Here is a 24,673-nt window from a genome sequence, read left to right as displayed (position 1 = left end):
CCGTGCGGGTGCTTACCACCGGTAGCGGGTGCGCTCCCGGCGGGTCTTAGTGGGCCATGTGAACGCCAGGACCAGCGAGGAGACCACCAGCACGATGGCGGCCACGGCAATTCCGGCGTCGACCCAGAATTGGCCGGGGAAGAGCCGGATCAGCGTGTCGTCGGCGGCGAAAGTCCATGTCCCGGCGGCGAAGAAGACTGAGTGGAAGGCGGCGAAAAACTGCTGCCAGCCAAGAACCGCGAACACCGCGGCCGCGATGATCAGCACCAGCGTCAGGACGGCGCCGCCAAACAGCGCCCGGCGGACGCCACCCGGGTAGCGGCGGCGCAGGTAGATCAGGGCCGCCACCTCCAGCAGCACCAGCACCACCGCGGCGAGGAGGGTCAGCTGCATCACCGTTTTCACATCGGCCATATGCGCCACCTCTGCCGCGGCAAAGAGCGGGTCGCCGGCGGCGTTGACCAGCCCGCCCAGGTATTGAGGCGGGGCGAAGTTCAACAGGTAGTCCATGGCGTAGGACCCGTAGGTCATACGTTCCTCGATGCCAAAACCGAACCGGTCGTCGGGGAAACCGGGCCGATGGTACTCCAGCCAGAGGAACGCGTCGGTCGCGACCAGGCGGACGGCACCGGCAGCCACAATGACCGGCAAGAAGAGAGCAGCCACCAACTGCACCACCCGCGCCAGCACCGGCTTGGCACGAACTGCTTTGTCCCGTTCAGCCGCACGCCGTTCGCTTTCCTTGTCGCCGGCCCGGGATTGCGGCGTAGCGCTGGACGGCGCGGTGCTGGACGATGCGGGGCCGGACGACGGACCACCCGCGAGCTTATTGCCTGACGCCGCGTCCTGACGCGCTGCCTCATCGCCGGACCCGGTATCTTCCGGCGCCGACTCTTCACCGGATGCCGCATCTTCCGGCAGTGACGCATCTTCCGGCAGTGGCTCATCATCGGAGCTACCATCCGGCGCGGTCTCATCACCGGAGGTCGCGTCCGGTCCGGCCGGATCACTGAACATCGTCGCGGTCGGCGGCTGCTCACCCTTGGCGGCGGTGCGACCAACGGGCTGCGACGCGGCTGCAGGCGACGAGGTATCCGACTCTGCCGCGCTCTCTGCCTGCCCGGTCTGCTCGCTCAGCCCCGTCTGCCCTGTATCGCTCCCAGGCGTGGCAGGCTCGCTATCGCTCTCGGCCGTGCCGGGCTCCGGGAGGACATCGCCGTCGTCCGGGGAGGCCGATTCCGGGGCCACTGTGTCCGCGGGTGCTCCATCCGTGGCCACTGTGTCCGCGGCTGGATCGGTATCCGCGGTTGCTGTATCCGCGGTTGCTGCACCCGCGCCCGCGTCCGTATCCGGAGCCGCGTCGGCGCTGTGCCGTCCGGGCGCGTCGGAATGGTCAACGGCATCTGTAGAAGGAGACTCTGCCGCTTCGGTTTTGTTCTGGCTGGCCACTGACTCGTTGTCCTTGTCCGCAGTCGAATCGTTCATAGCTGTCCTTCGAGGCTACAACCGCCGGTGTCGACCTTCCTTCAGGCGCGGCGTACGGCACGGCACTTAAGTGCGCATCGCTTGAACCCGGTTCCCTCTCTACACGGCAGTGACCTGCTCCCCGGCGTCCCGGGCCGTCAGATCACCTCGGGCTCCGGCGTCGTAGGCTTTCCTGCCCAGCCACAGCGTATAGGTCCAATACCCCGCAAAAACCAGCGCACCGATTGTGATCTTCAGCCACGGCGGTAACCCGCTGGGCGTCACGAACCCTTCGACAATTCCGGACACCAGCAGCACCAGGCCCAGGCCCAGCGCCACGGTGAACAGCGAACGTCCCTCGGTGGCCAGTGACTGCAACCGGGGCTGCGGTCCGGGGGCCACCCACGCCCAGAAGATCCGCAACCCGGCAGCGGCGGCGATAAAGATGGCGGTGATTTCCATCATGCCGTGCGGCAGGATGTAGACGAAAAACGTGTCCAGCTCTCCATAGGCATGCATCAGTCCGCCGGACATCCCGGTTCCCTGGGCGTTGACAAAGAGAACGTACGGCACCCAGAAGCCGCTGATGCCGAACGCCACCATTTGGGCGGTGATCCAGGCATTATTGGTCCACACTGCGCCGGCGAACGAGCTGGCCGGGTCCTCGGAGTAGTAGTCGACAAAGTCCTCTTCGACGTACTGACGGTTCTGGGCCTCGCTGCCCATCGCCTGCAGCACCTCCGGCGTCGAGGTCACCCACAGGCCGAACAGCCAGGCCACGGTGAGGAAGATGGCGCCCACGCATACGGTAAGCCACCTGAGCCGGTAGAACGCCGCGGGAAGGGACAGCACAAAGAAGTGGGCCATGTCCTCGAAGAAGTTGGACCGCGCCCCGGTAAAGGTGGTCCGCGCACGGGCCAGTCGTGTGGATAACGACGCCGACAGCGCGCCTTCCGGGGCCACCGACCGGACCATTGACAGGTGGGTGGACGTGCGTTGGTAGAGCACCAGCAGTTCGTCAGCTTCTTCCCCGGTCAGGCGCCGCTTGGCCACCAGTTCGTCCAGCCGTTGCCACTGGGGCCGGTGCACCGCGGCGAAAGCATCCATATCCACACCTTCAGCATATCGGGACGAATCCGGGTACGGCCCCAGGCCATGTGGCCGGTCCCCGGCTGAGCCGGACCGGCGGCCGCCGGGCAACCGATAGAGTGGATATCCATCCGTCCGCCATAAGGGATCACCGCTGTGAAAGGTCATTCGTGAGCTCCATCATCACCGGCGAAGCAGTCGTGCTGGAACTGCGGCCCGCGTCTTTTGCCGCCCGCGGTGTCAGCATTCTGATCGACATTGTTGCCCAGATTGCGCTGCTGGTGGGTGTGTTCTACGTGGCGGCGCAGACCCTGACGGATTTGAATTCCTCCGCCGCGCGCGCCCTGGCGCTGTCCGCAGTCGTGCTGATTGTGGTGGTCCTGCCGGTGACAATGGAAACGCTGACCCGCGGAAAATCGTTGGGCAAGCTGGCCATGGGACTGCGGATTGTGCGCGACGACGGCGGGGCCATCCGCTTGAGGCACGCGTTGATCCGGGCGCTGGTGGCCGTGCTGGAGATCTACATGCTCTTCGGGTCGCTCGCCATCATCGTGTCAATGCTCAACGAGCGGTCCAAGCGGGTCGGAGACATGCTGGCCGGCACCTACTCCATCCGGGTGCGGCTGCCGGCGGCGCCGTCCACCGAATTCCGCGTTCCCGAATACCTGCAGTCCTGGGCTCGGCCCGCCGATATCGGCCGGTTGCCCGATGCCCTGGCCCGCCGGATCTCGCAGTTCCTGGCCCAGGAATTCCGGATGACGGCAGGTTCCCGGTTCGAGCTGGCCGCATCGCTGGCCGATGAGGCGGTGAACTTCGTCAGCCCTCCGCCTCCGCCGGGCACCGCTCCCCGCGACTTCCTCTCGGCGTTGATGGCCGAACGCCGGGACCGTGACTTCGCCCGGCTGAGTCATCAACGCGCGCGCAGTGAACAGCTGGGCGAACGATTGCACAGCCTGCCGTTCCAGCAATAGGCGGCGGCCCAGGTGCGGGAGCGCAGGTGCGGGAGCGCAGGTGCGGAAGTGCAGGTGCGGAAGCGCCGTCCCCGCCGCGATGGCACCGTGCTGTCGGACCGCGGCAGGCGGCTCAGCCGGCGATGGCCTGTTCGATCAGCCTCCGGAATTCAGCTTCGCTTCCGGGCTCGATCTTCGTGCCGTTCAGGAAGAAGGTCGGAGTGCCCGTCACGCCCAGGCCGGCGCCATCGCTCTTATCCAGCAGGATCCGGGCCTTGGTGGAAGGGTCTTGCAGGGACTTGTCGAACGCGTCCATGTCCAGCCCGAGGTCGGCGGCATAGCCGCGGAATCTCTTGGCCTGCGACTGCTGCGAATGGGACCATTCGCGCTGCGTTTCGAACATCTTCCGGTACATCGCCCGGAACTCGCCCTGCCGCGCCGCCGCCTCGACGGCCATTGCCGCTTCCATCGAGTTCGGGTGGCCCGGCAGCGGGTAGTATCGCGCCACGAACGTGACGTGCTTGCCGTAGTCCTTTTTTAGTTCCTGCACCAGTGGATACGCCGCCCGGCAGGCTTCACACTCAAAGTCGAGGAATTCGACCAGCACAGCCTTCTCGTCCTCCGCCTTCGACAGCACGTGGCTGCCGTCCCGGACCACTTCGGCACCTTTCGCCAGATCCTGGTGCTTCGCGGTATTGGCGCTGTTGCTGCCATTGGTGCTGTTGACCGTCAAGGTGACAGCTACCAGGGCAGCGACGGCAAACGCCGCGACGCCGAGGGCGATCTTGTTGGGCAGGCTCATCCGGGGTTTGGCAGGCGTCACAGGACTCCCCCGTGGGTAGTGGTCAAGCCGGTGCTACTCCTGAGTCCACTTTTCCCAGCTCATGTTCCAATCCCCGAACCCGTCCAGTGGCGGCAGGGCATGATTGCCGGTGTTCTTGATGTGCACCACATCGCCGACGGTGAAGTTATTGAACATCCAGGCAGCGTCCTCGTGGAACAATCCGATGCAGCCATGGGAGATGTTGGTGTTCCCAAGGTACTTGGCCGTCCCGTCAAGGGCACCGTGGAGGAACTCGCCGCTTTGGGAAATCCGGGTGGCATACTCCACCGTCAGCGGCTCATAGTAATGTTCATCGCCAGGCTGCAGTCCGATGGATTCCGCCCGGAACTCCGCTTTCCGCTGGTCGCCGAGCACCACGTGATACCCGCTCATGGAAGGCCATTCCTCCATGCCCATGGTCAGCGGCATGGTGCGCACCAGTTCATCGTTGATGTAGACCTTCATCTGCTTGCTCTTGCTGTCGGCAACTGCAACCCGCTTGTCCCCGATGTTCACTTTGACCGTCGAATCGTGGTTGCCGATCATCCCGTTGCCGAATTCGACGCCGAACAGCTTCATCTCAATGGTGATAGTGCTGTTCGCATCCCAGAAGTTCTTCGGCCGGTACCGCAGCATTTCGTCGTTATACCAGTGGAAGGCACCCTGCTGGCCTGCCGACGTCGTAATCGAGATCCGGTCTTCGACCTTCTCCTTATTCAGCACCGGCTCACTGAAGTTGATCTGTATCGGCTGCCCCACTCCGACAGTCGCCCCGTCGGCCGGATAGGTCCAGGCATTGGCCTCATTGGCCGGCACGACCGTGGTGAAGGTGCTGGAGCTGGTGGTCTTACGATCTGCAGTGTCCGTTGCCGTGTAGCTGAACTTGTAGGTGGTATCGAATTCGAGCCGTTCGGACGCCGTCCAGACGTGGCCGTCCTTGCTCAGCTTGCCCTTGACCGGCTCCCCGCCCGAGGCGGGCACCAGCTTCACGGACGCGATAGTTCCGTTTTTGGCGCGAACCTCGGGAGGTGTGGCCGGATTAATCTCCTTGGCCTGGTCCGAGGGTGAGGCAGTGAACTTGACGTCTTTAGCCACCGGGCTGGCGTGCCCTTCATCGGTCCGGGCCGGCGTGTTGGCCTCGGACTCGATCTTGGCTTCAACGTTCGAGCCGGCATTCTGGCCACCCCACATGGGGAACGTTGCCAATGAAATGCCGCCGCCGACCAGCAGGACAGCAATCACCACGGAACCGATGATCCATCCCCGCCGGCGGTTATTCTGGTCGCTCATTAATGCCTCACTGCCCTATATCATGCCGCTGCCCGGTTAAGTCTAGGGGATGGCGCGCAAAAAGTGCGCAATTGCACCCCGCTCGGTGCTGGCGGACGCTTCCCCTTTGCCTTGTCCTATCGGCGCTTATAAATTTCACGACGGCGTCAAGACGAGCACAAGCAGCTTGTCATCTTCGATCTCATAGACGATACGGTAGTCACCCGTTCGCATAGTCGGGATGCGGGCCGGCTCAGTACCGGTAGTGGTCCGGCTTGTACGGACCTGCCACCTCGAGGCCGAGGTATTCGGCCTGCGGCTTGGACAGTTCCGTCAATTCGACGCCGAGTGCGTCCAGGTGCAGCCGTGCGACCTTCTCATCGAGAACCTTGGGCAGCACATACACCTGCTTGTCGTACTCTTTCCCGGTGGTCGAGCCTGCCGAGACCGCCGAGACCGTGAACAGCTCGATCTGGGCGATCACCTGGTTGGTGAACGAATTGCTCATCACGAATGACGGGTGTCCGGTGGCGTTGCCCAGGTTCAGCAGCCGGCCTTCCGAGAGCACGATGATGCTGTGCGGGTTGGCGCCGTCGGCGTCGAACATCCACTCGTGCACCTGCGGCTTGATCTCCACCTTCTTCACGCCAGGCACCTTGGACAGGCCGGCAATGTCGATCTCGTTGTCGAAGTGGCCGATGTTGCCGACGATGGCCTGATGCTTCATCCGCTGCATATCGGCGGCCATGATCACGTCCCGGTTGCCGGTGGTGGTGATGAAGATGTCGCCCTGCTCCACCACGGAATCGAGCGCGGCCACCTGGTAGCCGTCCATCACGGCCTGCAGGGCGCAGATCGGGTCGATTTCGGTGACGATGACGCGGGCGCCCTGGCCGCGCAGCGCTTCAGCCGCACCCTTGCCGACGTCGCCATAGCCGCAGACCACGGCGACCTTGCCGCCGATCAGCACATCGGTGGCCCGGTTAATGCCGTCGGGCAGGGAGTGACGGACGCCGTATTTGTTGTCGAACTTCGACTTGGTGACCGAGTCGTTGACGTTGATGGCCGGGAACAACAACTGGCCCTGTTCGGCCAGCTGGTAGAGCCGATGCACGCCGGTGGTGGTTTCCTCGGTGACGCCCAGGACTCCGGCGGACAGCTGCGTCCACTTGTTGGGGTCCTCGGCCTGGATGCCGCGCAGCAGGTCCAGCACGACGGCGAACTCCTGGTTGTACTCGTCGGAGTCGGGATCCGGGGTGGCGGGGACCGCTCCTGCGGCTTCGAACTCGACACCGTTGTGGACCAGCAGCGTCGCGTCCCCGCCATCGTCGAGAATCATGTTCGGGCCGGTGGGCTTGCCGTCACTGCCTTCGGGCCAGGACAGAATGCGCGAGGCCGTCCACCAGTAATCCTCAAGCGACTCGTTCTTCCAGGCGAAGACCGGCACGCCGGCCGGCTCGTCCACGGTGCCATCGCCGACAACGACGGCGGCCGCGGCTTCATCCTGGGTCGAGTAAATGTTGCAGGAGGCCCAACGGACCTCGGCACCGAGGGCCGTGAGCGTCTCAATCAGCACCGCCGTCTGCACTGTCATATGCAGTGACCCGGCGATCCTGGCACCGGCCAGCGGCCGGTCGGCACCATATTCGCGCCGCAGCGCCATCAGGCCCGGCATCTCATGCTCTGCCAGCCGGATCTGGTGCCGGCCAGCCTCGTGCAGGGAAAGATCGGCGACTTTGTACTCGAATGTCATGCTTGTCCTGTTTCAGTTGTGGATTCGGCGGTCGTCGGATCGGGGCCGCTGCCGGCGGGCTCCGGCTGCAGGCCTGAGGGCAGCAATACGATAATGCCCTCGTCGATGGCGTAACGCAGCGGCTGCCCCTGTGGCCCATTGGCAGATGAAATGAGCACGTCGTCCTGCTGTGTCAATGTCGAACCGGTGACGGGGCAACGCAATACGGACAGCAGATCGGGCGCAAGGTTGGGCATGGCGGGCAACACTTTCCTCTCCGGGCGGATCCAGCCGGCGTACGGCAGTGCTGGTACGACTCCAGCCTATCCGCTGCGCCCTACTCGCGCAGGACGCGGAGGTGCCCCCTCCGGGTTTCGCCGGTCTCTGCCGGAGGTTCCAGGCTGCCGCGGGCTGCCCTGCGGGTGGCTGCCGGCTCCTCCGGTTCAACCGGGTTGGCCGCCTCACGGACGGCGTCTGCCAAGGCAAGCAGGTCATCGGGATTGTGCTCTGCCGGGGTGTCCGGCTGCGCCAGGCGGAGCACTTCCCATCCGCGCGGGACGGTCAGCCGCTCAGCGTGATCGGCACACAAATCGTAACAATGCGGCTCTGCATACGTGGCCAGGGGCCCGAGCACTGCGGTTGAATCCGCGTACACGTAGGTCAAGGTGGACACAGCCCGGCTGTTGCAGGCCGATCTCGAACATTGACGTATAGCTACCACGACACCTGAGCTTACTAGCCGCGGTCCGCCAACTGGTGTTCCGCCATGCCCGCGCCGCGTGGAATTCATGGGCCCGCACCGGACGCTGCACCGGTGCTGCCACCGGCACCTTGCCGCCACTATCACCGCCGGCACCGGCACCTCGCCGCCCGGCGGCTCAAAGGTCTAGAGTCTTGGGTATGGAGCACGGATCGGACTTTACGGTGGTTCCGGAGCCGGAGGGCTCCAGCCGCCGAACGGCCGGACAGCACACGGCGGGCGGCCGCAGGCCGTTTCACCGGCGCAGGCGGGACCGGCGTGGACGGTCGCTGAGGACTCCCTTGCTGCCTGCCTCGGTGCCCGCCTCACTGAGCCGGAAGCAGCAGTTCGACGAGTACGTGCTCGAATCCGCCGAGCGGCTCCAGCAGTTGCGAGGTCCTGCCATCGATTCCATCGAGTTCCATGTGGAGCAGATCCCGCACGAACTGGAGACCCTCGCTGCCCTGGGCGGCCGGGTTCCGTTGGGAACTTACACCCCGGAAACGAGCGCGCGGCCGGCAGCCATCATCGTGTACCGGCACCCCGTCGAGATGGCCGCGGGGGCGGCCTGGTATGTGCCGGAGCTGGTGCACGACGCCGTGGTTGAGCAAGCCGCCGAACTGCTCGGCCTCTCCCCCGAAATGATCGATCCGACCTACGGTCACTTCAACTAAAAAGAACTCAGTATCCGAGGACCACGGGCAACTGCCTGGGATCGGCGACGGCGGGAGGCACCTTCACTGCCGCGATGTCGGCCGAATCGTCGGCGGTGAGCAATTGGCCACCGTATACCGCACCGCCCGAAGCTGTTGCGATGAAACCTGCTGTACCTTTACCGCCCGGTTCGCTGACCTCAATGGTGCGTGTGGTGCCGGCCTCGAGCTGAATCACCGTGCTGCTGCCCTGGTTTCCCTCGCTGTCCAGCGGCGTCAGTTCCACCTCGGCCGCTCCGTCGGGGGCGCCGAACACCAACCGCCCGTCGGCACTATCCGAAACCGGAATCACATGTTTGGACCCCATCCGTTCAGTGCTCGCGGCGTAAGCCATGTCCACCGGCTTCGACGGCTTGGTTCCCTTGCTCATCCGCACCGCGGCAACCATCGAAACGTCCGCCGACACGTCGATGGTGTAGGTTCCCTTGGGCAGGTCATCCAGCGGGATCTGCCGGACAGTCCCGCCCGGTACGGTGATCACGCCGTCTCCGGCCAGCGGTTCCTCGCCCTGAGGGCCGAAGGCCCGTACCTGTGCGACGGCCTTGGTGGAGCCGGGCACCGCCACCTGGAGCACCGGCGTCGTCGATTCATACCCCTTCTGCGCCGCGATCTTCCGTGCGTCCTTGTGGTCCTGGATCCGCACGCCGGTCACCACCTGCCCGGTGGAAGGTCCGGCCGCCGGCGTCAGGTATGCCACCCCTCCAGGAGTAAGGTCGCGCAGCGCGCTTTGCTGTATGGCGGCGGTCACCGGCGCGCCGCTGCTCTGGATCCTCACCGCCAGCCGGCTCTGGTCAGGAGCCATGCCGCCGAGCACAATCGACTCGGTCTCCCCCGGCGGAATCAGGATGCTCCGGCCCCCGGGCGTATCAATCCGGCCTTCGCCGCCATGGAACTGCAGGTCGACCGAAGCCGGGGTGCTGGAGGGATTGGCGATGGTGAGCAGCGCCGTCTGCCCCAGTGTGGTGTTTGCGCCAAGGATCCACATGTCGTTGGCGGGCTGCTGGCAGGTTGCAGCGGCCAGCCCCTGCAGATCGCCGTCGTCGGAGGAGTACGTCATCAGCGCCGCAGCCGCTGCCTGCTGCTGTCCCAGCGGCTGGGCCCTCAGCACCGACGGCTGCTGCACTTGGTGCGAGGCGACCGCCGCCGCCTTCCCGTGCTGTGCCGCAGGGCCTCCTCCGGCCTCCTTCGGGTCCTCAGCCCCGGAGCCGCCGAGAGTGGTCAGTGTCTCTTTGGCGCCCAGCGCGCTGAGGTTGCCGGGCGGCACGGCCGAGGATGCGTCCTGAAGCACGACGGCGGATACGCTGCTGGCCGCGGTTGTCGATTTCGGGCTGAACTTGGGGTCGCCGCCGGTGATCGTCCCTTCCAGCAGATGAGCCGGATCCGGGCACACCCCCACGTACTCGCCCGCGGGGACGCCCGTCAGCGGTGCCTTGACGGTGGTTGCCGCCGTTGTCCCGCCGCTGCTGAGTCCGCCCGCCACCATCGCGGCCCCGACACATAACACAGCCGCCGATACCAGGTAGCCGCTCCAGGAGCGGAGGATCTTCTGCTGTGTCATATCAACCTGCCCGTACCGGCCGGTCCGCCTGACGAACCGACGCTGCGCCGAATCGTATTCCGCCGTTTGGCCGGCAGTGGAATGGCCAGCAGGATCGTCAGGCCGATCACGACGATCGCCGCGGCTGCCCACCAGCCGGCCCACGGGTGGTCGTACCGGATTTCCAGCGAACCGCCGTCGGCCGGAAGCTTGAACGCCTGCGCCCACCCCTGGGATGTGGAGGTGAGCTTTTCCCCGTCCAGCCATGCTGACCAGTACGGGCCGGCGCGCTCGGCGAGCACCACCATCCGGTCCCCTCCGCCGGCAGGGATCTCTGTCGAGGCAGCCGTCCCGTTCGAAGCCACCGGTGCCAGGGTGCGGCCTTCGGCGTCGACCACCCGGACCGCGCCAGTTGCCTCGGCTGCCTGTTCTTCGTCGTTGGCCGCGGCCGGCGGACGGACCCGCCACAGCCAGCCGGAATCGGTCTTCCCCACCGCGGCGAGGCCGGGCACGGCGTCAATCCGGTCGGCCAGCAGTTCCGCTGCCGTGTTGGATTCGGCCAGCACGACGAATCCAGCCCCCAGCCGGTGCAGTTGCTCGCGCGGGTCGACGCCCGATCCGGCAGTGATGATGGCAACCGTCGTGCGGAGCATCTGCTCAGCCCCGTCGGGGCCTGTCAACGTTTCGGCGCCCGGCTCGCCGGCCACCCCGCGGGTGGCCGCAACCGCCGACAGCGAGTCCAGGGTGGTTCCGCCACCGCGCACCAGCGCTGAGCTGACGGCGCCGTCACCATCGACGTTCAGCACCAGAGTGCGGGTCTGCAAGGGACTGTTGGCCCGGTCGGTGGCCGTGGCCGGAAGGGTCCGCTGCGGGACACCATGAATCAGCGTCCTGCCGCCGTGGACGGTGTCTGCCACGCCGTCGCCGGACTGTGCGTCGCCGGACTGCGCGGCGGCCGGCGACCCTGCCCCCACCCCCGCATTGGGAACCACCCACAACGCCAGGCTGGTGGCGGGGCCCAGCAGCAGTATGACGGCGGTCAGTCCCGCCAGCACGCGCGGTGCCCGCCGGACGGTGCCGTCGGTGCCGTTGGTGGGGCGGCGTATACGCAACAACGTGTTGCTGCCGGTCACCGCGGCGGCGAGGAGCATGAAGATCAGCACCGAAACCAGCGGTCCGTTGAAGACCGGCACCAGGAAATCACCGCCGGAGCTGACGGCGAATTGTGTGTAGACCATTGAAGCTCCGGCCGCCAGCAGCCCCGCCGCCCACAGCACGCGGACCAGGTTGGCGCGCGTGCTGCGAGCAGCGGGGGCGAACAGTGCCACCGCGGCCAGCACCAGCAGGGGTGCGCCGATCAGCCCGGCGGCGATCAACGTCCAGGGTGCGGCCGCCAGATCCGACAATCCCGGCCAGGCACGCAGCGTGGAGTCCAGCTGAAGCGCCACCGGATACCCCAGGAACTGCTGCCACATCGGGGCGGAGGTGAAGAACAGGGCACGTCCCGGGTCGGCCAGCAGCGCCCGCGGCGTCTGCAGCACCGACACGGCGAAGGGCGCGAAGAGCACGAGGCTGGGCAGCAGCGACCACCACAAGGTCTTGGCCCGGCGGCGCAGCGCAATGCTGACGCCGACGACGACGGCGATGGCCACCGGCAGCAGGCTCGGTGCGGATGCGGTCAATGCCGCCAGGGCCAGACCCGCCGCCGCTGCCGCCGTCCAGGACGGAAGGCCACCAGTACCCGGTTTGGCCACCGGGGCGGGGTTGCTGCTGAACCCGGGTGCAGGATTCGGCCGTCGCGGCATCGCCGCTCCAACGGCCCGGACCATGCCAAGCACCACCAGCGGAATCAGCAGGTGGGCCAGCAGCGCACCGAGGCGACCGCTGCCCAATGCCACCTGGAATGCGGGCACCGACGCCCACAACAGCGCGGCCCAGAATCTCACCAACCGGTGTTGCGTGAACGCCCCGACCCCCACCCAGGCGCTCAGGCCGGCCAACGGGAGGGCGAGCAATGTCAGCCAGAGCACCGCCGTCGAACCGTCACCGAAGCCGAGCAACCCCAGCACCCAGAGGACATAATCGAACGGGTCGCCATGGCCGCTGAAGCCTGCCCCCAGACCCACCCACCAGGACGATGCGTTGTTCCAGATTCCGGCCAGGGACGGTGACAGCGGAAGCAGCGCGCCTCCGGCAAGGGCCTCGGAGCCGAACAGCCGGTGCAGCCCCACGAAGGACACAGCGGTGAGGATCAGTGCGGCCGCCACTGCCCCGGTGCCGGACCAGCTGCGCCCGGGCGCCGCCAGCGGGACGAAGTCCTGCGAGCCACCGGTGGGTTGTTGCGCGCTCAGGTCCTCGCCACCGGAGCCGTCGCCAACGACTTCGTTGGCTTCGAACGCTTCCAGCCGGGACCGGCGGTGCGCCCGGGCATCGGCCCGGGGCGTCTGCAGCGGGCGGACCATCTTCCGTGACACTTTGCGGCTGCGGAACGCCCGCCATCGTGCCTTCATCAGGGCGAACGGCCGCGACAGCCCACGGACAGTGGCCACCAGCTGGGTGGCACCGTAGGCAGGGTCCTTGGCGACGACGCTGAGCAGGAACCGGATGATGCTGCCCACCAGAGCTCCGACAGCCAGGAACGGCAGCTTCGGCCACGGGGCATGCTTCAGCCGCAGGTACACCTCGCTGCGCCGTGCCGCCGCAGGCGTGCCGGCCGGATGCGGGCGGTGCACCGCGTGGTACATCTTCGCCGCCGGGACCACGACCACCCGGTGTCCGGCCAGCCGGTTCCGCCAGCAGAGGTCGACGTCGTCGCCGACCTCCGGCAGCGCAGGGTCGAAGCCTGCCAGCGCATCGAAGACGTCGCGGCGGATCAACATGCCGGCGGAGTTGACGGCGAACATGTCGCTGCGGCCGTCGTATTGGCCCTGGTCAAGTTCGTCGACGTCGATCAGGGTCAGCCGCTCGGCCCATCCGCTGATGGACAGCCCGACGTCGATCAGCGCGCGCGGTTCGTCCCATTCAAGTTGTTTGCAGCCTGCGATGGTGACCGAGGGGGCACGTTCGACGGCGGTCAGCAGCTCGGCGAGCGCCTCCGGGTGCGGGGCGGAGTCGTCGTGGAGCAGCCAGAGCCACTCCTGTTCCGGCGGGAACTCCGCGGACGGGTCGTCGTCGGGTCCAGCCAGCGCGACCGGGGAGGACGTACCCGGCGTTTGCTGGTCCGGGTCTTCGAGTGTGTGACCGTCCGGGTGCCCGGATGCGCCTGCGCCCATGCCCGCCGTCATGGACGCCGGCTGCTCGTTGCGGGCGCCGCGCTTGTTTAGGCTGTCCGTGCTGGCGAGGCTGGCTGTGCCGTCGGGCCCGTCGGCGCTGCGTGTGCCGGCGGCGCTCTCTCCGGCCTCTATACCGCGGCGGACCGCGGTGCCGAATCCGGTTTTATGAAGTGCGGCGACCGTGTTCGCGGTGCCGACCAAATGGCGGTGCAGCACCTCGCGTGAGTTGTCCGAGGAGCCGGAGTCGACTCCGATCACAAAATCCGCCGGCCGGCTCTGCCCGGTCAGCGATTCCAAGGTCCGTGGTAAATAAGATGCCCCGTTATGCGCAACGACAACGGCGGTAACGCGGACGTGCTGCAGAATTAGACCGCTCGCTTCCGCAACCGCCGGCGCTCACGCTCCGACATCCCTCCCCAGATTCCGAAACGCTCGTCATTGGCCAGGGCGTATTCGAGGCATTCCGACTGTACGTTGCATGCACCGCAAACCTTCTTGGCGTCCCGGGTCGAGCCGCCCTTCTCGGGGAAGAACGCCTCCGGGTCCGTTTGGGCGCAGAGGGCATCGGCCTGCCAGCCCAGCTCCCCCTCGTCCTCAGGGGCCAGCCCGGGCAGGCCGATCCAGACCGCTGCGTCGTCGCGCTGCCGGGTGGATTCGAACTGCTTCTCCGGCGGGGCATTGAGCAAGTCGGTGGGAGCAGCCGCGTCATCGCGGTCGTCGCGCTGCCGGGTGGATTCACCGGTTTCGCTGGCTTCGTGCGCGGCGAGGAACGCGGTGGCAGCGTCGTCCAACGACTGCTCAGAGTCCTCCTTGAATTTCCTGGCGGCTTCCGGATCGGCCGGATCCACATACCAGTCACTCGGTACGCCCCGTGACCCATAGCGCGCAGCAGCCTGCGCTTCAATGGTGGAACGATCCTGGTTTCGTTCTGCGTGCCCCATGATGCTCCTCCCGGTGATTTATTACCTTGGCTGCGGGTACTTTAGGGGGATAGCCAAGATAAACCGTTACCTAATTACACTGGTGTAATACGGTCCGAGTCAAGCGGTCGGGACGAATCCTAACCATCGTTGAGCCGTGACCGTTGCAGGCACGCCCACAAAATTGTTTCAATTCGGTTGCGCCTGCGGCCGCCGGGAACCGGCGTCAGCCACCCATTGCGAAAGGTCCACCTTCCATGACACAAGCCCGCTCGGTCACATCCCTGCTGCAGGACCTTCGGCAGCATCGACCCTCCTCGCCCCGGCTGATCTGGTACGGCACCGATGGCGAACGGGTTGAGTTGTCGGGTCGGGTATTGGACAACTGGGTGGCGAAAACCTCCAATCTGCTCGCTGACGACCTCGATGCCACTGACGAGACAACTGTGTTGCTGGACATGGGCCCACATTGGCGTTCGCTGTGCTGGGTGCTGGCTGCCTGGCAGGTCGGTGCATCGGTTCAGTTGCGGCAGAGCGGACCTGCGACCGGCGGACCTTCGGATCCTGCGGGCGCGGCTGCCGACGCCACCGGCGCCGACGTCATTGTCACCACAGAACCGGCAGAGTTTGCCGACGCCACCGCGCCTCCGCAATACCTGGTCGCCGTCGCCCTCGGCGCGCTGCAGATGCGGTGGGACGGCGCCTTGCCGCCGGATACGATCGATTATGCGGGCGAGGTGCGTTCCCACCCGGACGAATATCTGCCTCTTTCGGAACCTGCGCCCACGGCTGAAGCCCTGCGTTTTGGCTCCACCAGCATTGCGTACGGGCAGCTGTTCTCCGGCTTCGCCCGGCGCGATCCGGTCACGGGGCCCGGCGCGGAGGCAACTGCGGCCGCCGGCGGAGCCGGCGGAGCCGGTGGAGCCGGTGGAGAGGCCTCTGCGGATTCGGGGACGGTGCTGGTGTCTGCGTCGCTGCCGCTGGCCGAAGTGCTGCAGATTGCCCTGGACAGTTGGGCGGGCGGCGGCGCGGTCGTCCTGGTCCACCCGCAGGTGGCTGTGAGCGAATCATTGATGACCAGTGAACGGGTCACGTCCCGGTTCGGTCCGGATCCCGGCTGACGTCGGCGTGGCCGGCGTCAGGACCGCCGTCGTCGTCGCCACCGCTTCGGTCGCCGAGTCTGTCTTCCTTCCCGCGGGGTTCCTTCCCGCGGGGTTCCTCCGTGCGGCCTTCGTCCTCGCGGGGTTCCTCCGTGCGGCCTTCCTCGCTGCGACGTTCCGCATCGTCGCTGTGCCTGCCCTCGGCGTTACCCTCAGACCATTCGAAGCGGAAATCCGGATCGTCAGCCAGCTCTTCGGTGAACACCCAGTACCGGTAGGCCAAAAATCGGAAGATCGTCCCGAGCACCAGCCCGACGACGTTTTTGGCGATGAAGTCGGCCTGGGTCGTCTCAAGCCCGATCACGTAGTGGGAGATGAACAGGCACAAGGTTGCAATCCCTATACCGATGGCGTTCATCAGGCAGAACATCCCCAGTTCACGCCACATGGCCGACCGGCGCCGATGGCGGAACGTCCAGTATCGGTTGGCCACCCAGGAAAAGGCCGTGGCCACCACACTGGCGAGGACACCGGCGACCAGGGTCCTATGGGACAGCGCTCCCTCGCGGAGCAGGATGAAGACACTGCTGTCGATCACATAGGCGATTGCGCCGACCGTGCCGAACTTCATCACTTCCCGCCACAACAGGAAAAACAGCCCCCGCAACCGCGGACCCAACGTAGCGAGCATGATCCTCCCACTGTGCTTTTTCGACCTCAAGCCCACTCTACGTCCGCGATGGCCACCGGTGATTACCGGTAGTCTGGTGGGGTGACTTTTCCTGTGATTGGCGTAGTTGGTGGCGGCCAGCTCGCCCGGATGATGGCCCCGGCGGCGGTGGCCATGGGCTTTGAAATCCGGGTGCTGGCGGAAAACGAGACGGTATCGGCGGTGACTGCCATACCCCGGGCGCCGGTGGGTGATTACACGGATCTGGACACCCTGCGCCGGTTCGCGTCCGGCGTGGATGTGCTGACATTCGACCACGAACACGTCCCTGCCGCACACCTTGAGGCCCTGCAGTCCGAGGGCGTCAATCTGCACCCGGGGCCCAAGGCCCTGATCCACGCCCAGGACAAGCTGGTGATGAGAAGCGCGGTTCAGCGCCTTGGATTGCCGAACCCCCGGTGGGCAACGGCAGCCGGCGTGGACGACGTCGTCGATTTCGGCAATTCGGCCGGGTGGCCGGTGGTGTTGAAAACCCCGCGCGGAGGATACGACGGCAAGGGCGTGAAGGTTCTTGCCGACGCCGGTGAAGCGGCCGCTGCGGCAGACTGGTTCGACGACGGCGCGCTGCTGGTGGAGGAAAAGGTCCCCTTCACGCATGAACTGTCCGCGCTGGTGGCGCGTTCCCCCTCGGGTGAAGCCCGTGCTTGGCCCGTAGTCCAGTCCATCCAGGTGAACGGGGTGTGTGACGAAGTCCTCGCCCCCGCCCCCGACCTTGGCGATGCTGTGTCCGCCGCCGCCCGGGCGGCGGCGCTGCGAATCGCCGACGAGCTGGATGTCACAGGTGTGATGGCGGTGGAAATGTTCGAAACGCCCGGTTCCGGCGAAGGATTCATGATCAATGAGCTGGCGATGCGCCCGCACAATTCCGGCCACTGGACCATCGATGGTTCCAACACCAGCCAGTTCGAACAACACCTGCGTGCCGTACTCGACCTTCCGCTGGGGACCACGAACCTCAACGGCGGGGCTGCCGTGATGAAGAATTTCCTCGGCGGCGCCAACGACGATCTTTATTCCGCCTACCCCGCGGCGATGTCCGAAGATCCCGGTGCGAAGGTGCATAGTTACGGTAAATCAGTGCGGCCCGGACGTAAGATCGGCCACATTAACGTCGTGGGCCAGTCAGGCGCGGAACTCACCACGCTGCGTAAACGTGCAAGAAGGGTGGCTGACATTATCAGCAACGGACGGCAGGCAACTCAGGAGAATCCATGAGCCCCAATCCACCTCTGGTGTCAGTCGTGATGGGCTCCGACTCTGATTGGCCCGTCATGGAAGCCGCAGCGGCGGCCCTTGATGAATTTTCGGTCCCTGTCGAGGCCGACGTCGTCTCCGCCCACCGGATGCCCGACGATATGCTGGCCTACGGCCGCAACGCCCATCAGCGCGGCATCCGGGTGATCATCGCCGGAGCCGGAGGCGCCGCCCACCTGCCCGGTATGCTCGCGTCGGTGACGCCGCTGCCGGTGATCGGCGTGCCCGTTCCGCTGAAAAACCTCGACGGGATGGATTCGTTGTTGTCAATTGCCCAAATGCCCGCGGGAGTACCCGTGGCCACCGTCTCCATCGGCGGGGCGCGTAACGCGGGCCTGCTCGCGGTGCGTATGCTGGCAGCCGGCACGGACGACACCGCGGCACGGTTGCGGACCGGCCTGCTGGACTTCGCAGATCAGCTGCGACAGTCAGCTGCCGACAAGGGTGCCGCCCTGCGCACCCGGCTTGAAACCCGAAACCCCTAGGTGCAAGACATCCCTATGAATTCGAATTCGTCACAGCCCGCGCTGACCGATCCGGTGCGTTATCCGGCGTCGGCCTCCGGGCCGTTGCGCACCAAACGCGCGTTTGTGCTGCTGCTCATGACGCTGGTGCTGCCCGGAAGCGCCCAGATTGTTGCCGGCGACCGGCGGCTGGGACGGCGTGCCCTGCGCGTCACCTTCGTGGTGTGGGCGGCGGTGATTGCCGCCATCGTGTTGTACTTCGTGAGCCGGCCGCTGCTGTTCGGCCTGTTCACGGACCAAGTCTGGTCCCTGGTGCTGATTGGTGTGCTGGTGCTGCTCGCGGTGGGCTGGGCGCTGATGTTCATCAACACGCTGCGCATCATCCGCCCCGGGTTGCTCGCCCGCCGCATGCGTCCGGTGGTTGCCGGTTCGTTGGCTCTGTTGGTGCTGGCCACCAGCGGCGCCCTTGGCTATGGGGCATACCTGTTGAACGTGGGGCGGAATGCCATCAGCGATGTCTTCGTCGCCGGTCCGGAAATGGAACCTGTCGATGGACGGTACAACTTCCTGCTGATGGGCGGCGATGCCGGTGAAAGCCGCGTGGGACGGCGCCCCGACAGCATTTCGGTGATCAGCGTCGATGCCAAGACCGGCCAGCCGATCGTTTTCGGCATCCCCCGGAACCTGCAGGATGCCCCGTTCCCGGACGACTCGCCGCTGAACGAGGTGTACCCGAATGGCTACAACTGCGGCGACGCCTGCATCATCAACAGCCTCTACACCACTGTCACCCAGAACTATTCGGATCTCTATCCCGAGGCCAAGGACCCGGGAGCTGCCGCCATGATGGACGCGGCCAGCGGCATCCTGGGCATCGAGGTGCAGGGTTATGTGCTGGTGGACATGGCCGGATTCAAGAAGCTGATCGATGCCATGGGCGGCATCACGATCGACGTCGGTGGCCGGGTGCCGATCGGCGGCGGCACGAACCTGGAGACCGGCCAGCCCAACCCGATCAAGGGCTGGATCGAACCCGGCGTGCAGGAGATGGATGGCTACACCGCCCTGTGGTACGCCCGTTCCAGGGAAGGCGCCAGCGACTACGACCGGATGGCCCGGCAACGCTGCGTCCAGCAGGCTATGATCGCCCAGCTGAATCCAAGCACCCTGCTGACCAAGTTCCAGAACATCGCCGAGGCCGGCACCAAGATTGTCGAAACCAACATCACCTCGTCACAGCTGAACAGCTTCCTGGACCTGGCGCTGAAGGCCAAGGGCAAGGAACTGATGTCGTTGACGGCCGGTCCACCGGATTATGGTCGGGACTTCCCCACCTATCCGGATTTCGCGACCCTGCATCAGGACGTGCAGCAGATCATTGAGAAATCGGACGAGAAGTCAGCGGATCAGGACGACGGCGGCGGCTCAAGTAGCGGCTCCGGCGGCTCAAGTAGCGGCTCCGGCGGCTCCGGCGGCTCGGGCGGCGGCTCGGGTGGCGGCTCCGGCGATTCGGGTGGCGGCTCCGGCGGCGGCGATTCGTCCTCGGCCACCGGCGGCGGCAGCGGGCTGAGCCCGAACGGCACCTGCAGCGTCCCCTAGATGTACTGCCCTCTGACAGCATCCCCCGCCTGCCAACTGCATCCCCGCTGACCCGGCAAGCGTCCCGATGAACCCCTGAACTAGGAGCGTTATGTATCTGCTGGAGAATACAGTGCGGCCGTATGCGTGGGGGTCGACGACAGCCATCGCGGACCTCTTCGGAATCGAGCCGTCCGGGGGTCCGGAGGCAGAGCTGTGGATCGGCGCGCATCCTGATTCGCCGTCGAACGTGCTGCTGTCCGCTGCGGTCACCGAGCCGCTCGACCGGCTGATCGGCGCCAAACCCGCCGAGTTGCTCGGAGCCGCGTGCAATGACGCGTTCGCCGGGAAGCTGCCCTTCTTGATGAAGGTCCTGGCGGCCGATTCACCGCTGTCGCTGCAGGTGCACCCAACGGTCGGACAAGCGCGCGACGGGTTCGCTCGTGAGGAGTCGGGCGGCCCGGCACGTGATGCCCCACACCGCAACTACAAGGACGCAAACCACAAACCCGAAATGCTCTATGCCCTTAGCGGCTTCGAGGCGCTGTGCGGCTTCCGCGCCCCTGCCGAAGCGGCCGACGTCCTGGGCGGTGTTGAATCCGCCATCGCCGCCGACGGCGGGACAATCCCCGCGCTGCTGACCGAACTGATCGACGGACTGGGTAGCCAGGCGCCGGAATCCGAGCGGCTGCGCACCGCGTTCAACAGGCTGATCGAAGGCGGCGACGAGGTAGCCGATCTGGTGAACACCGCAGCCACCGCCCTGGCCGCCCGCTCCTCCGCCCGCTCCGGCGGAAACCGCGCCGCACAGCACAGCGGAAACTACGCCCGCGAGCTGGACACCGCCGTCGACCTCGCCCGGCAGTACCCGGGCGACCCGGGAGTCATCATCTCCCTGCTGCTGAACCGGCTGTCCCTGGATCCCGGTGAGTCGATTTACCTCCCGGCCGGGAACATCCACGCCTATCTGGGCGGGCTGGGGATCGAAGTGATGGCCTCCTCGGACAATGTGCTCCGTGGCGGACTGACGCCCAAGCACGTGGACGTCGACGAGCTGATGAAGACCGTCTCGTTCGAAGCGGCGCCCGCGCCCGGGCTGCAGGTCGAAACGACGACACTGGGGCAACTGGTCTACCGCCCGCCGTTCGAAGAATTCCAGCTGCAGCGGATCGAAATTCCCGCAGTCAGCGACAGCATGGCCGCATCGGACGCGGCAGTGGCGCAGAACGGGCCCGCCGTGGTGCTGGTGGTCCGCGGCAGGATGGTGCTGGATTCGCCGCACGGTGACCTGTCGCTCGGGGCCGGGGACAGCGTCTTCATCCCCGCCGATGAAGCGCCGGTGATGGCCAGGCTCAGCAACGACGACGCCCTCAACTCCGGCGGTGCGCTGGCCTTCGCCGTCACCGTGTCCACGCGCTAGGACGCACCGCCTGCGCTGCCGGGCGCGCCCGGTCCAGCACGCCTCTCGCGGCCGGCAGCACCTTCTGCGTTGCCTTCCGGGCCAGCGGCAGCGCCCTGGCAAACAACGGGTACAACGGCGATAACGGCTTGTCCCAGGTGCCCACCAGCATGTTCTCGTGCCTGGCGAACTGCTTCTTGAAATCGGAGATGCCGTCATTGAGCAGTCCGTTGAAGTCGTAGCGTTCGACGCCGTCGTCCTTCATCGTTTCGATGGCGTACCACTTCACCCCGTAGTTGATACGGAGTTTCTGGCCCCGCTCGTTGACCCCGCCGTACAGTTCGAATGCCGTGCGTTGACTCCGGGCCAGCCAGACGAACGCGACGGGTCCTTCCGCATCGAAGGCGGCCAATACCGGCGACGCAGCCCCGAGGTGGTCGAAGATGTCCCGGTAGTAGTCGTCGCTGTGCAGCCCGAAACCGGCGCGTTCGGCGGTTTCGCGGTAGATCTCCATGATGGCCGCCAGCTCCTCGCCGGTGGTGACCCGGCGGAACTGCACATCCTTTTTGAAGGACTTGCGGATGTTCTGGCGGGTGGTTTTGGACATCTGCGCCTGCAGGTCCTCGGCACTTTGATTCAGGTCGAGGATCAGCGTCCGCGCAATCAGAATGGTGTTGCTGCTCTGCTGCCAACCTGCCGCAACAGCGGTGTGCTGCCAGTCATCGTCGGCAGTGCCAGCACCATCGCCGGCGGGGCCGGTTCCGCCGACGTCGGCGGCATCTGCACCATCGCCGGCTGACACTTCCCAGTCCGGCTCAATGCTCAGGGCTACGGATCCCCTCGTCTCGCGCGCATATTCGGCGAGCCGCTGAGCGACTTCCAGGCGCCTGCCGGGCACGGCCTGCGGCCCGCGCGGTATGTATGCCAGGGACCTGAACGGAAACGGGAGCTTGCGGACCAGAATCTGCGCCGAGCCAATCGTCCCGGCGCCGTCGAGGACCAGCACCCGGTCCACCGACCAGTTGTGCTTGGCTTTGGTCTGGCCCCATCCCCACAGTTGCATTGGATGGCCGCCTGCGGCGTTGACCTCGCGGTCCCAATCGTCCGGGTCGGTACAGCTGGTGACAGTCAAACTCATACAGTAATTGTCTCCTGTTCTGTCACGCTCTTTGATCCCTTGCCTCATCCCATCCGGGCATATGTCTCCCACTTGTGGGCCTGGTGCTCGCCTTCGACGAAGCGGGTGGTGCCCGACTTCGAACGCATCACGATGGACTGGGTCAGCACCTTGGACTTGTTGTAGCGCACTCCCCGCAGCAGGTCGCCATCGGTGATACCGGTGGCCGCGAAGTAGCAATTGTCGCTGGTGACAAGATCCTCGGTGGTGAGGATCTTGTCCAGGTCGTGGCCGGCGTCGAGCGCGGCCTGCTTTTCCTCATCATTGGTCGGCCACAAGCGCCCCTGGATGACGCCGCCGAGGGCCCTGACTGCGCAGGCTGTGATAATTCCCTCGGGCGTGCCGCCAATACCGAACAGGGCGTCCACGCCGGTTCCGGCGCGGCAGGCGGCAATACCGCCGGCCACATCGCCGTCGAGAATGATCTTGGTGCGGGCGCCCGCGCTGCGGATTTCCTCGATCAGTGGCTTATGCCGGTCGCGGTCCAGCACGCAGACGGTGAGTTGATTCACCGTCACGCCCTTGGCCTTGGCGATCAGGTGCAGGTTCTGTTTGACCGGCAGCCGCAGGTCGACCATGTCGGCCGCTTCCGGACCGGTGATGAGCTTCTCCATGTAGAACACCGCGGAAGGGTCGAACATGGTGCCCCGCTCGGCCACGGCCAGCACTCCCAGCGCGTTGTTCATGCCCAGCGCGGTCAGCCGGGTGCCGTCAATCGGGTCGACGGCGACGTCGACCTCGGGGCCCGACCCGTCGCCCACCCGTTCACCGTTGAAGAGCATCGGCGCCTCGTCCTTTTCGCCCTCTCCAATCACCACGACGCCGTTGAACCGGACGGTGGACAGCAAAGAACGCATGGCATCGACGGCGGCCCCGTCGGCGGCGTTCTTGTCGCCGAAGCCGACCCAGTGCCCTCCGGCAATCGCCGCGGCCTCGGTCACGCGCACGAGTTCCAGGGCCAGGTTGCGGTCCGGCTCGTCGTCCCCCACCGCCAGGGACTTGGACAGTGTTGAGTACTGGTTGGCAGAAGCAGTAGTCACGGATCAATTCCTCATCTTCGAGCGGGGTCGGACATTCTCCATTCGATCATAGACGCAGTCTTAAGGGACTATGGAAGTGTGAACGAACCGCGTGAGACGCCCACTCCGGTGATTACGGACCAGCAGGCGAAGCGAGTCAATGCGCCAATTGGCGGAATGATCATTTCCGTGCTGGTGTGCGCCTTGGCTTTCCTGCCCATCTGGCTGCTCAATGCTTTCCCCAAGGAAGAGACGTACCAGCGCAATATCAATGTGCAGGCCGAGGCGGAGCGGGTGGCTCCGGTGGCAAAATTCCAGCCGCTATCCCCTCAGTTGCCCAATGGCTGGACGTCGAACTTCGCCCGCTGGACCTCCGGTGGGGCAGACGGCGTCTCGTATTGGGAAGTGGGATTTGTCACAGCGGCCCACGAGTTCCTCTCCATCACCCAGACGGCCGAAGCCAATCCCACCTGGCTGGCCCAACAGACCGAAGAAGCCCCGCGGGTGGGCCAGCGGACGATAGACGGGCACAGTTGGACGATCCGGCACCAGCCCGAGGTTGAACGTTCCCTGGTGCTCGAATGGAAGGGAACAACGGTGATCATCACCGGCACCGCTTCCGACCAGGAATTCGACATCCTGGCCTCCGCCGTCACGGATGGGCTGGCCTCCGCCGGTGGATCGTCGTCGGGCCCGTCACCGGAAGCGACATCCCAAGCGATATCCCGAGCAACACAGTAAGAACGCTGCTGCAGGCAGTAAAGTGGTTGCCGTGAGCGTCGACATTACCCCCCAGCAAGCATGGCAGCGGCTCGCCGACGGCAATGAGCGGTTTGTCCACGGAACGTCCTCCCATCCCAACCAGGATGCACCCCGGCGGGCGGCGCTCGTCGATACGCAGCACCCGTTTGCCGTCATCTTCGGTTGCTCCGACTCGCGGCTGGCTGCGGAGATTATTTTCGACGTCGGCCTGGGTGACGTTTTCGTGGTGCGTACCGCCGGTCAGGTGATCGATGACGCGGTCCTCGGTTCGCTGGAATACAGCGTCGACCAGCTCTCGGTCCCGTTGATCATCATCCTCGGCCATGACAACTGCGGCGCCGTCACCGCGACCCGCGACGCGGTCGAAACAGGCACGATGCCGGCAGGGTTCGTCCGGGATCTGGTCGAGAGGATCACTCCCTCGGTGCTCACGGCCCGGCGGAACGGGGTTGACGACGTCAACTCGATGGTCGAAGAGCACGTGCAGCAGACGGCCGGGCGGCTGGTCGAATCGTCCCGCGTCATCGGCAAAGCCGTCGAGCAGGGCCGGGTGGATGTCCTCGGCGTGACCTACCGGCTGGCCGATGGACGCGCGGAAGTCGTCTCGAAGTTCTAACCGCCCCGGTTCACCCGGCTGTCTCGGCTACCCGGGCGGTGCCTTACCTATGCGCCTCGGTCACCC

Annotated in this window: 22 protein-coding genes; 9 read left to right on the top strand and 13 right to left on the bottom strand. The window is 65.9% G+C overall.

What is annotated here, in order from left to right:
• Window positions 1-12 precede the first annotated feature (12 nt).
• Together H535_RS27705 and H535_RS0108830 are read right to left on the bottom strand one after the other, a co-directional pair.
• Window positions 13-1,485 (bottom strand): TIGR01906 family membrane protein, encoded by a 1,473-nt coding sequence (locus H535_RS27705; protein ID WP_051298864.1) that lies wholly within the window; start codon window positions 1,483-1,485, stop codon window positions 13-15.
• 99 nt (window positions 1,486-1,584) lie between these two features.
• Window positions 1,585-2,577, bottom strand: a complete 993-nt coding sequence (locus H535_RS0108830; protein WP_026819267.1) for a stage II sporulation protein M — start codon at window positions 2,575-2,577, stop codon at window positions 1,585-1,587.
• Window positions 2,578-2,723: 146 nt separating this feature from the next.
• On the opposite strand from H535_RS0108830, the gene H535_RS0108825 reads away from it, so the two are divergent.
• Window positions 2,724-3,524, top strand: a complete 801-nt coding sequence (locus H535_RS0108825) for an RDD family protein (RefSeq protein ID WP_026819266.1) — start codon at window positions 2,724-2,726, stop codon at window positions 3,522-3,524.
• Between the two features lie 112 nt (window positions 3,525-3,636).
• Here the strand turns inward: H535_RS0108825 and H535_RS0108820 are convergent, their stop codons facing one another.
• The 5 genes from H535_RS0108820 to H535_RS0108800 all read right to left on the bottom strand — a co-directional run bounded on the left by H535_RS0108820 (window position 3,637) and on the right by H535_RS0108800 (window position 8,048).
• A complete protein-coding gene (locus tag H535_RS0108820) occupies window positions 3,637-4,326 on the bottom strand; it encodes a DsbA family protein (protein ID WP_245580233.1) in 690 nt (229 codons plus the stop codon).
• Window positions 4,327-4,359: 33 nt separating this feature from the next.
• The gene (locus tag H535_RS0108815; RefSeq protein WP_026819264.1) at window positions 4,360-5,616 is read right to left on the bottom strand and encodes a L,D-transpeptidase; all 1,257 of its coding nucleotides are present in this window, start codon (window positions 5,614-5,616) and stop codon (window positions 4,360-4,362) included.
• A gap of 232 nt (window positions 5,617-5,848) precedes the next feature.
• Complete coding sequence (gene ahcY / locus H535_RS0108810; RefSeq protein WP_026819263.1) at window positions 5,849-7,348, bottom strand: adenosylhomocysteinase; 1,500 nt, start codon at window positions 7,346-7,348, stop codon at window positions 5,849-5,851.
• On the bottom strand, window positions 7,345-7,584 hold the full coding sequence (locus tag H535_RS24395; RefSeq protein WP_035768885.1) for a Trm112 family protein: 240 nt from the start codon (window positions 7,582-7,584) through the stop codon (window positions 7,345-7,347). The genes ahcY and H535_RS24395 overlap by 4 nt, the downstream gene beginning before the upstream one ends.
• Before the next feature lie 80 nt (window positions 7,585-7,664).
• Complete coding sequence (locus tag H535_RS0108800) at window positions 7,665-8,048, bottom strand: DUF3499 domain-containing protein (protein ID WP_026819262.1); 384 nt, start codon at window positions 8,046-8,048, stop codon at window positions 7,665-7,667.
• 179 nt (window positions 8,049-8,227) lie between these two features.
• Here H535_RS0108800 and H535_RS0108795 point away from each other — a divergent pair, with 179 nt between their 5' ends.
• On the top strand, window positions 8,228-8,740 hold the full coding sequence (locus tag H535_RS0108795; protein WP_035768881.1) for a metallopeptidase family protein: 513 nt from the start codon (window positions 8,228-8,230) through the stop codon (window positions 8,738-8,740).
• Window positions 8,741-8,747: 7 nt separating this feature from the next.
• Here the strand turns inward: H535_RS0108795 and H535_RS24390 are convergent, their stop codons facing one another.
• Genes H535_RS24390 through H535_RS30195 form a run of 3 tightly spaced genes read right to left on the bottom strand, consistent with a single transcriptional unit; the run spans window position 8,748 to window position 14,529 of the window.
• Entirely contained in the window at window positions 8,748-10,337 is a 1,590-nt protein-coding gene (locus H535_RS24390) for a DUF5719 family protein (RefSeq protein ID WP_051298861.1), read from the bottom strand.
• The gene (locus tag H535_RS24385) at window positions 10,334-13,951 is read right to left on the bottom strand and encodes a glycosyltransferase family 2 protein (RefSeq protein ID WP_281171233.1); all 3,618 of its coding nucleotides are present in this window, start codon (window positions 13,949-13,951) and stop codon (window positions 10,334-10,336) included. The genes H535_RS24390 and H535_RS24385 overlap by 4 nt, the downstream gene beginning before the upstream one ends.
• Window positions 13,952-13,953: 2 nt before the next feature.
• Complete coding sequence (locus tag H535_RS30195; protein ID WP_081416543.1) at window positions 13,954-14,529, bottom strand: WhiB family transcriptional regulator; 576 nt, start codon at window positions 14,527-14,529, stop codon at window positions 13,954-13,956.
• A 236-nt stretch (window positions 14,530-14,765) separates the two neighbouring features.
• Between H535_RS30195 and H535_RS0108770 the strand changes: the two genes are divergently transcribed.
• A complete protein-coding gene (locus tag H535_RS0108770) occupies window positions 14,766-15,629 on the top strand; it encodes a TIGR03089 family protein (protein WP_026819259.1) in 864 nt (287 codons plus the stop codon).
• Here the strand turns inward: H535_RS0108770 and H535_RS24380 are convergent.
• The gene (locus tag H535_RS24380; protein ID WP_081416542.1) at window positions 15,598-16,299 is read right to left on the bottom strand and encodes a GtrA family protein; all 702 of its coding nucleotides are present in this window, start codon (window positions 16,297-16,299) and stop codon (window positions 15,598-15,600) included. The two genes, H535_RS0108770 and H535_RS24380, sit on opposite strands and share 32 nt — an antisense overlap.
• An 81-nt stretch (window positions 16,300-16,380) precedes the next feature.
• On the opposite strand from H535_RS24380, the gene H535_RS0108760 reads away from it, so the two are divergent.
• The 4 genes from H535_RS0108760 to manA all read left to right on the top strand — a co-directional run bounded on the left by H535_RS0108760 (window position 16,381) and on the right by manA (window position 21,054).
• On the top strand, window positions 16,381-17,553 hold the full coding sequence (locus H535_RS0108760) for a 5-(carboxyamino)imidazole ribonucleotide synthase (RefSeq protein WP_026819258.1): 1,173 nt from the start codon (window positions 16,381-16,383) through the stop codon (window positions 17,551-17,553).
• Window positions 17,550-18,077 (top strand): 5-(carboxyamino)imidazole ribonucleotide mutase, encoded by a 528-nt coding sequence (gene purE, locus H535_RS0108755; protein ID WP_026819257.1) that lies wholly within the window; start codon window positions 17,550-17,552, stop codon window positions 18,075-18,077. Before H535_RS0108760 ends, purE begins: the two co-directional genes overlap by 4 nt.
• A 15-nt stretch (window positions 18,078-18,092) precedes the next feature.
• On the top strand, window positions 18,093-19,655 hold the full coding sequence (locus H535_RS24375) for an LCP family protein (protein WP_051298856.1): 1,563 nt from the start codon (window positions 18,093-18,095) through the stop codon (window positions 19,653-19,655).
• 91 nt (window positions 19,656-19,746) lie between these two features.
• Window positions 19,747-21,054 (top strand): mannose-6-phosphate isomerase, class I, encoded by a 1,308-nt coding sequence (manA, locus tag H535_RS0108745; protein ID WP_026819256.1) that lies wholly within the window; start codon window positions 19,747-19,749, stop codon window positions 21,052-21,054.
• Here manA and H535_RS0108740 read toward each other — a convergent pair.
• Both H535_RS0108740 and glpX read right to left on the bottom strand, forming a co-directional pair.
• Window positions 21,035-22,171: a lipid II:glycine glycyltransferase FemX gene (locus H535_RS0108740; protein ID WP_026819255.1), complete on the bottom strand. Its 1,137-nt coding sequence runs from the start codon at window positions 22,169-22,171 to the stop codon at window positions 21,035-21,037. The genes manA and H535_RS0108740 overlap by 20 nt on opposite strands.
• 44 nt (window positions 22,172-22,215) lie before the next feature.
• Window positions 22,216-23,250 (bottom strand): class II fructose-bisphosphatase, encoded by a 1,035-nt coding sequence (glpX, locus tag H535_RS0108735; RefSeq protein ID WP_026819254.1) that lies wholly within the window; start codon window positions 23,248-23,250, stop codon window positions 22,216-22,218.
• 78 nt (window positions 23,251-23,328) lie between these two features.
• On the opposite strand from glpX, the gene H535_RS0108730 reads away from it, so the two are divergent.
• Both H535_RS0108730 and H535_RS0108725 read left to right on the top strand, forming a co-directional pair.
• Window positions 23,329-23,970 carry a DUF4245 domain-containing protein gene (locus H535_RS0108730; RefSeq protein ID WP_026819253.1) on the top strand — a complete coding sequence of 214 codons (642 nt, stop codon included), beginning with the start codon at window positions 23,329-23,331 and terminating at the stop codon, window positions 23,968-23,970.
• Between the two features lie 31 nt (window positions 23,971-24,001).
• Window positions 24,002-24,607 carry a carbonic anhydrase gene (locus H535_RS0108725; protein ID WP_026819252.1) on the top strand — a complete coding sequence of 202 codons (606 nt, stop codon included), beginning with the start codon at window positions 24,002-24,004 and terminating at the stop codon, window positions 24,605-24,607.
• Window positions 24,608-24,673: the final 66 nt, after the last annotated feature.

Source organism: Arthrobacter castelli DSM 16402 (assembly GCF_000430705.1).
GTDB lineage: Bacteria > Actinomycetota > Actinomycetes > Actinomycetales > Micrococcaceae > Arthrobacter_C > Arthrobacter_C castelli.
Note: the sequence above shows the minus strand (reverse complement) of the source record. Positions and strands in the feature narration are given on the sequence as shown.

Excerpts from the sequence above, each read along its gene's own strand:
- manA (WP_026819256.1), top strand. The coding sequence starts at position 19,747 with ATGTATCTGCTGGAGAATACAGTGCGGCCGTATGCGTGGGGGTCGACG.
- H535_RS24390 (WP_051298861.1), bottom strand. The coding sequence starts at position 10,337 with ATGACACAGCAGAAGATCCTCCGCTCCTGGAGCGGCTACCTGGTATCG.
- H535_RS0108795 (WP_035768881.1), top strand. The coding sequence starts at position 8,228 with ATGGAGCACGGATCGGACTTTACGGTGGTTCCGGAGCCGGAGGGCTCC.
- H535_RS24380 (WP_081416542.1), bottom strand. The coding sequence starts at position 16,299 with ATGCTCGCTACGTTGGGTCCGCGGTTGCGGGGGCTGTTTTTCCTGTTG.
- H535_RS24375 (WP_051298856.1), top strand. The coding sequence starts at position 18,093 with ATGAATTCGAATTCGTCACAGCCCGCGCTGACCGATCCGGTGCGTTAT.
- H535_RS27705 (WP_051298864.1), bottom strand. The coding sequence starts at position 1,485 with ATGAACGATTCGACTGCGGACAAGGACAACGAGTCAGTGGCCAGCCAG.
- H535_RS30195 (WP_081416543.1), bottom strand. The coding sequence starts at position 14,529 with ATGGGGCACGCAGAACGAAACCAGGATCGTTCCACCATTGAAGCGCAG.
- H535_RS0108770 (WP_026819259.1), top strand. The coding sequence starts at position 14,766 with ATGACACAAGCCCGCTCGGTCACATCCCTGCTGCAGGACCTTCGGCAG.
- H535_RS0108740 (WP_026819255.1), bottom strand. The coding sequence starts at position 22,171 with ATGAGTTTGACTGTCACCAGCTGTACCGACCCGGACGATTGGGACCGC.
- H535_RS0108815 (WP_026819264.1), bottom strand. The coding sequence starts at position 5,616 with ATGAGCGACCAGAATAACCGCCGGCGGGGATGGATCATCGGTTCCGTG.
- H535_RS24395 (WP_035768885.1), bottom strand. The coding sequence starts at position 7,584 with ATGCCCAACCTTGCGCCCGATCTGCTGTCCGTATTGCGTTGCCCCGTC.
- purE (WP_026819257.1), top strand. The coding sequence starts at position 17,550 with ATGAGCCCCAATCCACCTCTGGTGTCAGTCGTGATGGGCTCCGACTCT.
- ahcY (WP_026819263.1), bottom strand. The coding sequence starts at position 7,348 with ATGACATTCGAGTACAAAGTCGCCGATCTTTCCCTGCACGAGGCTGGC.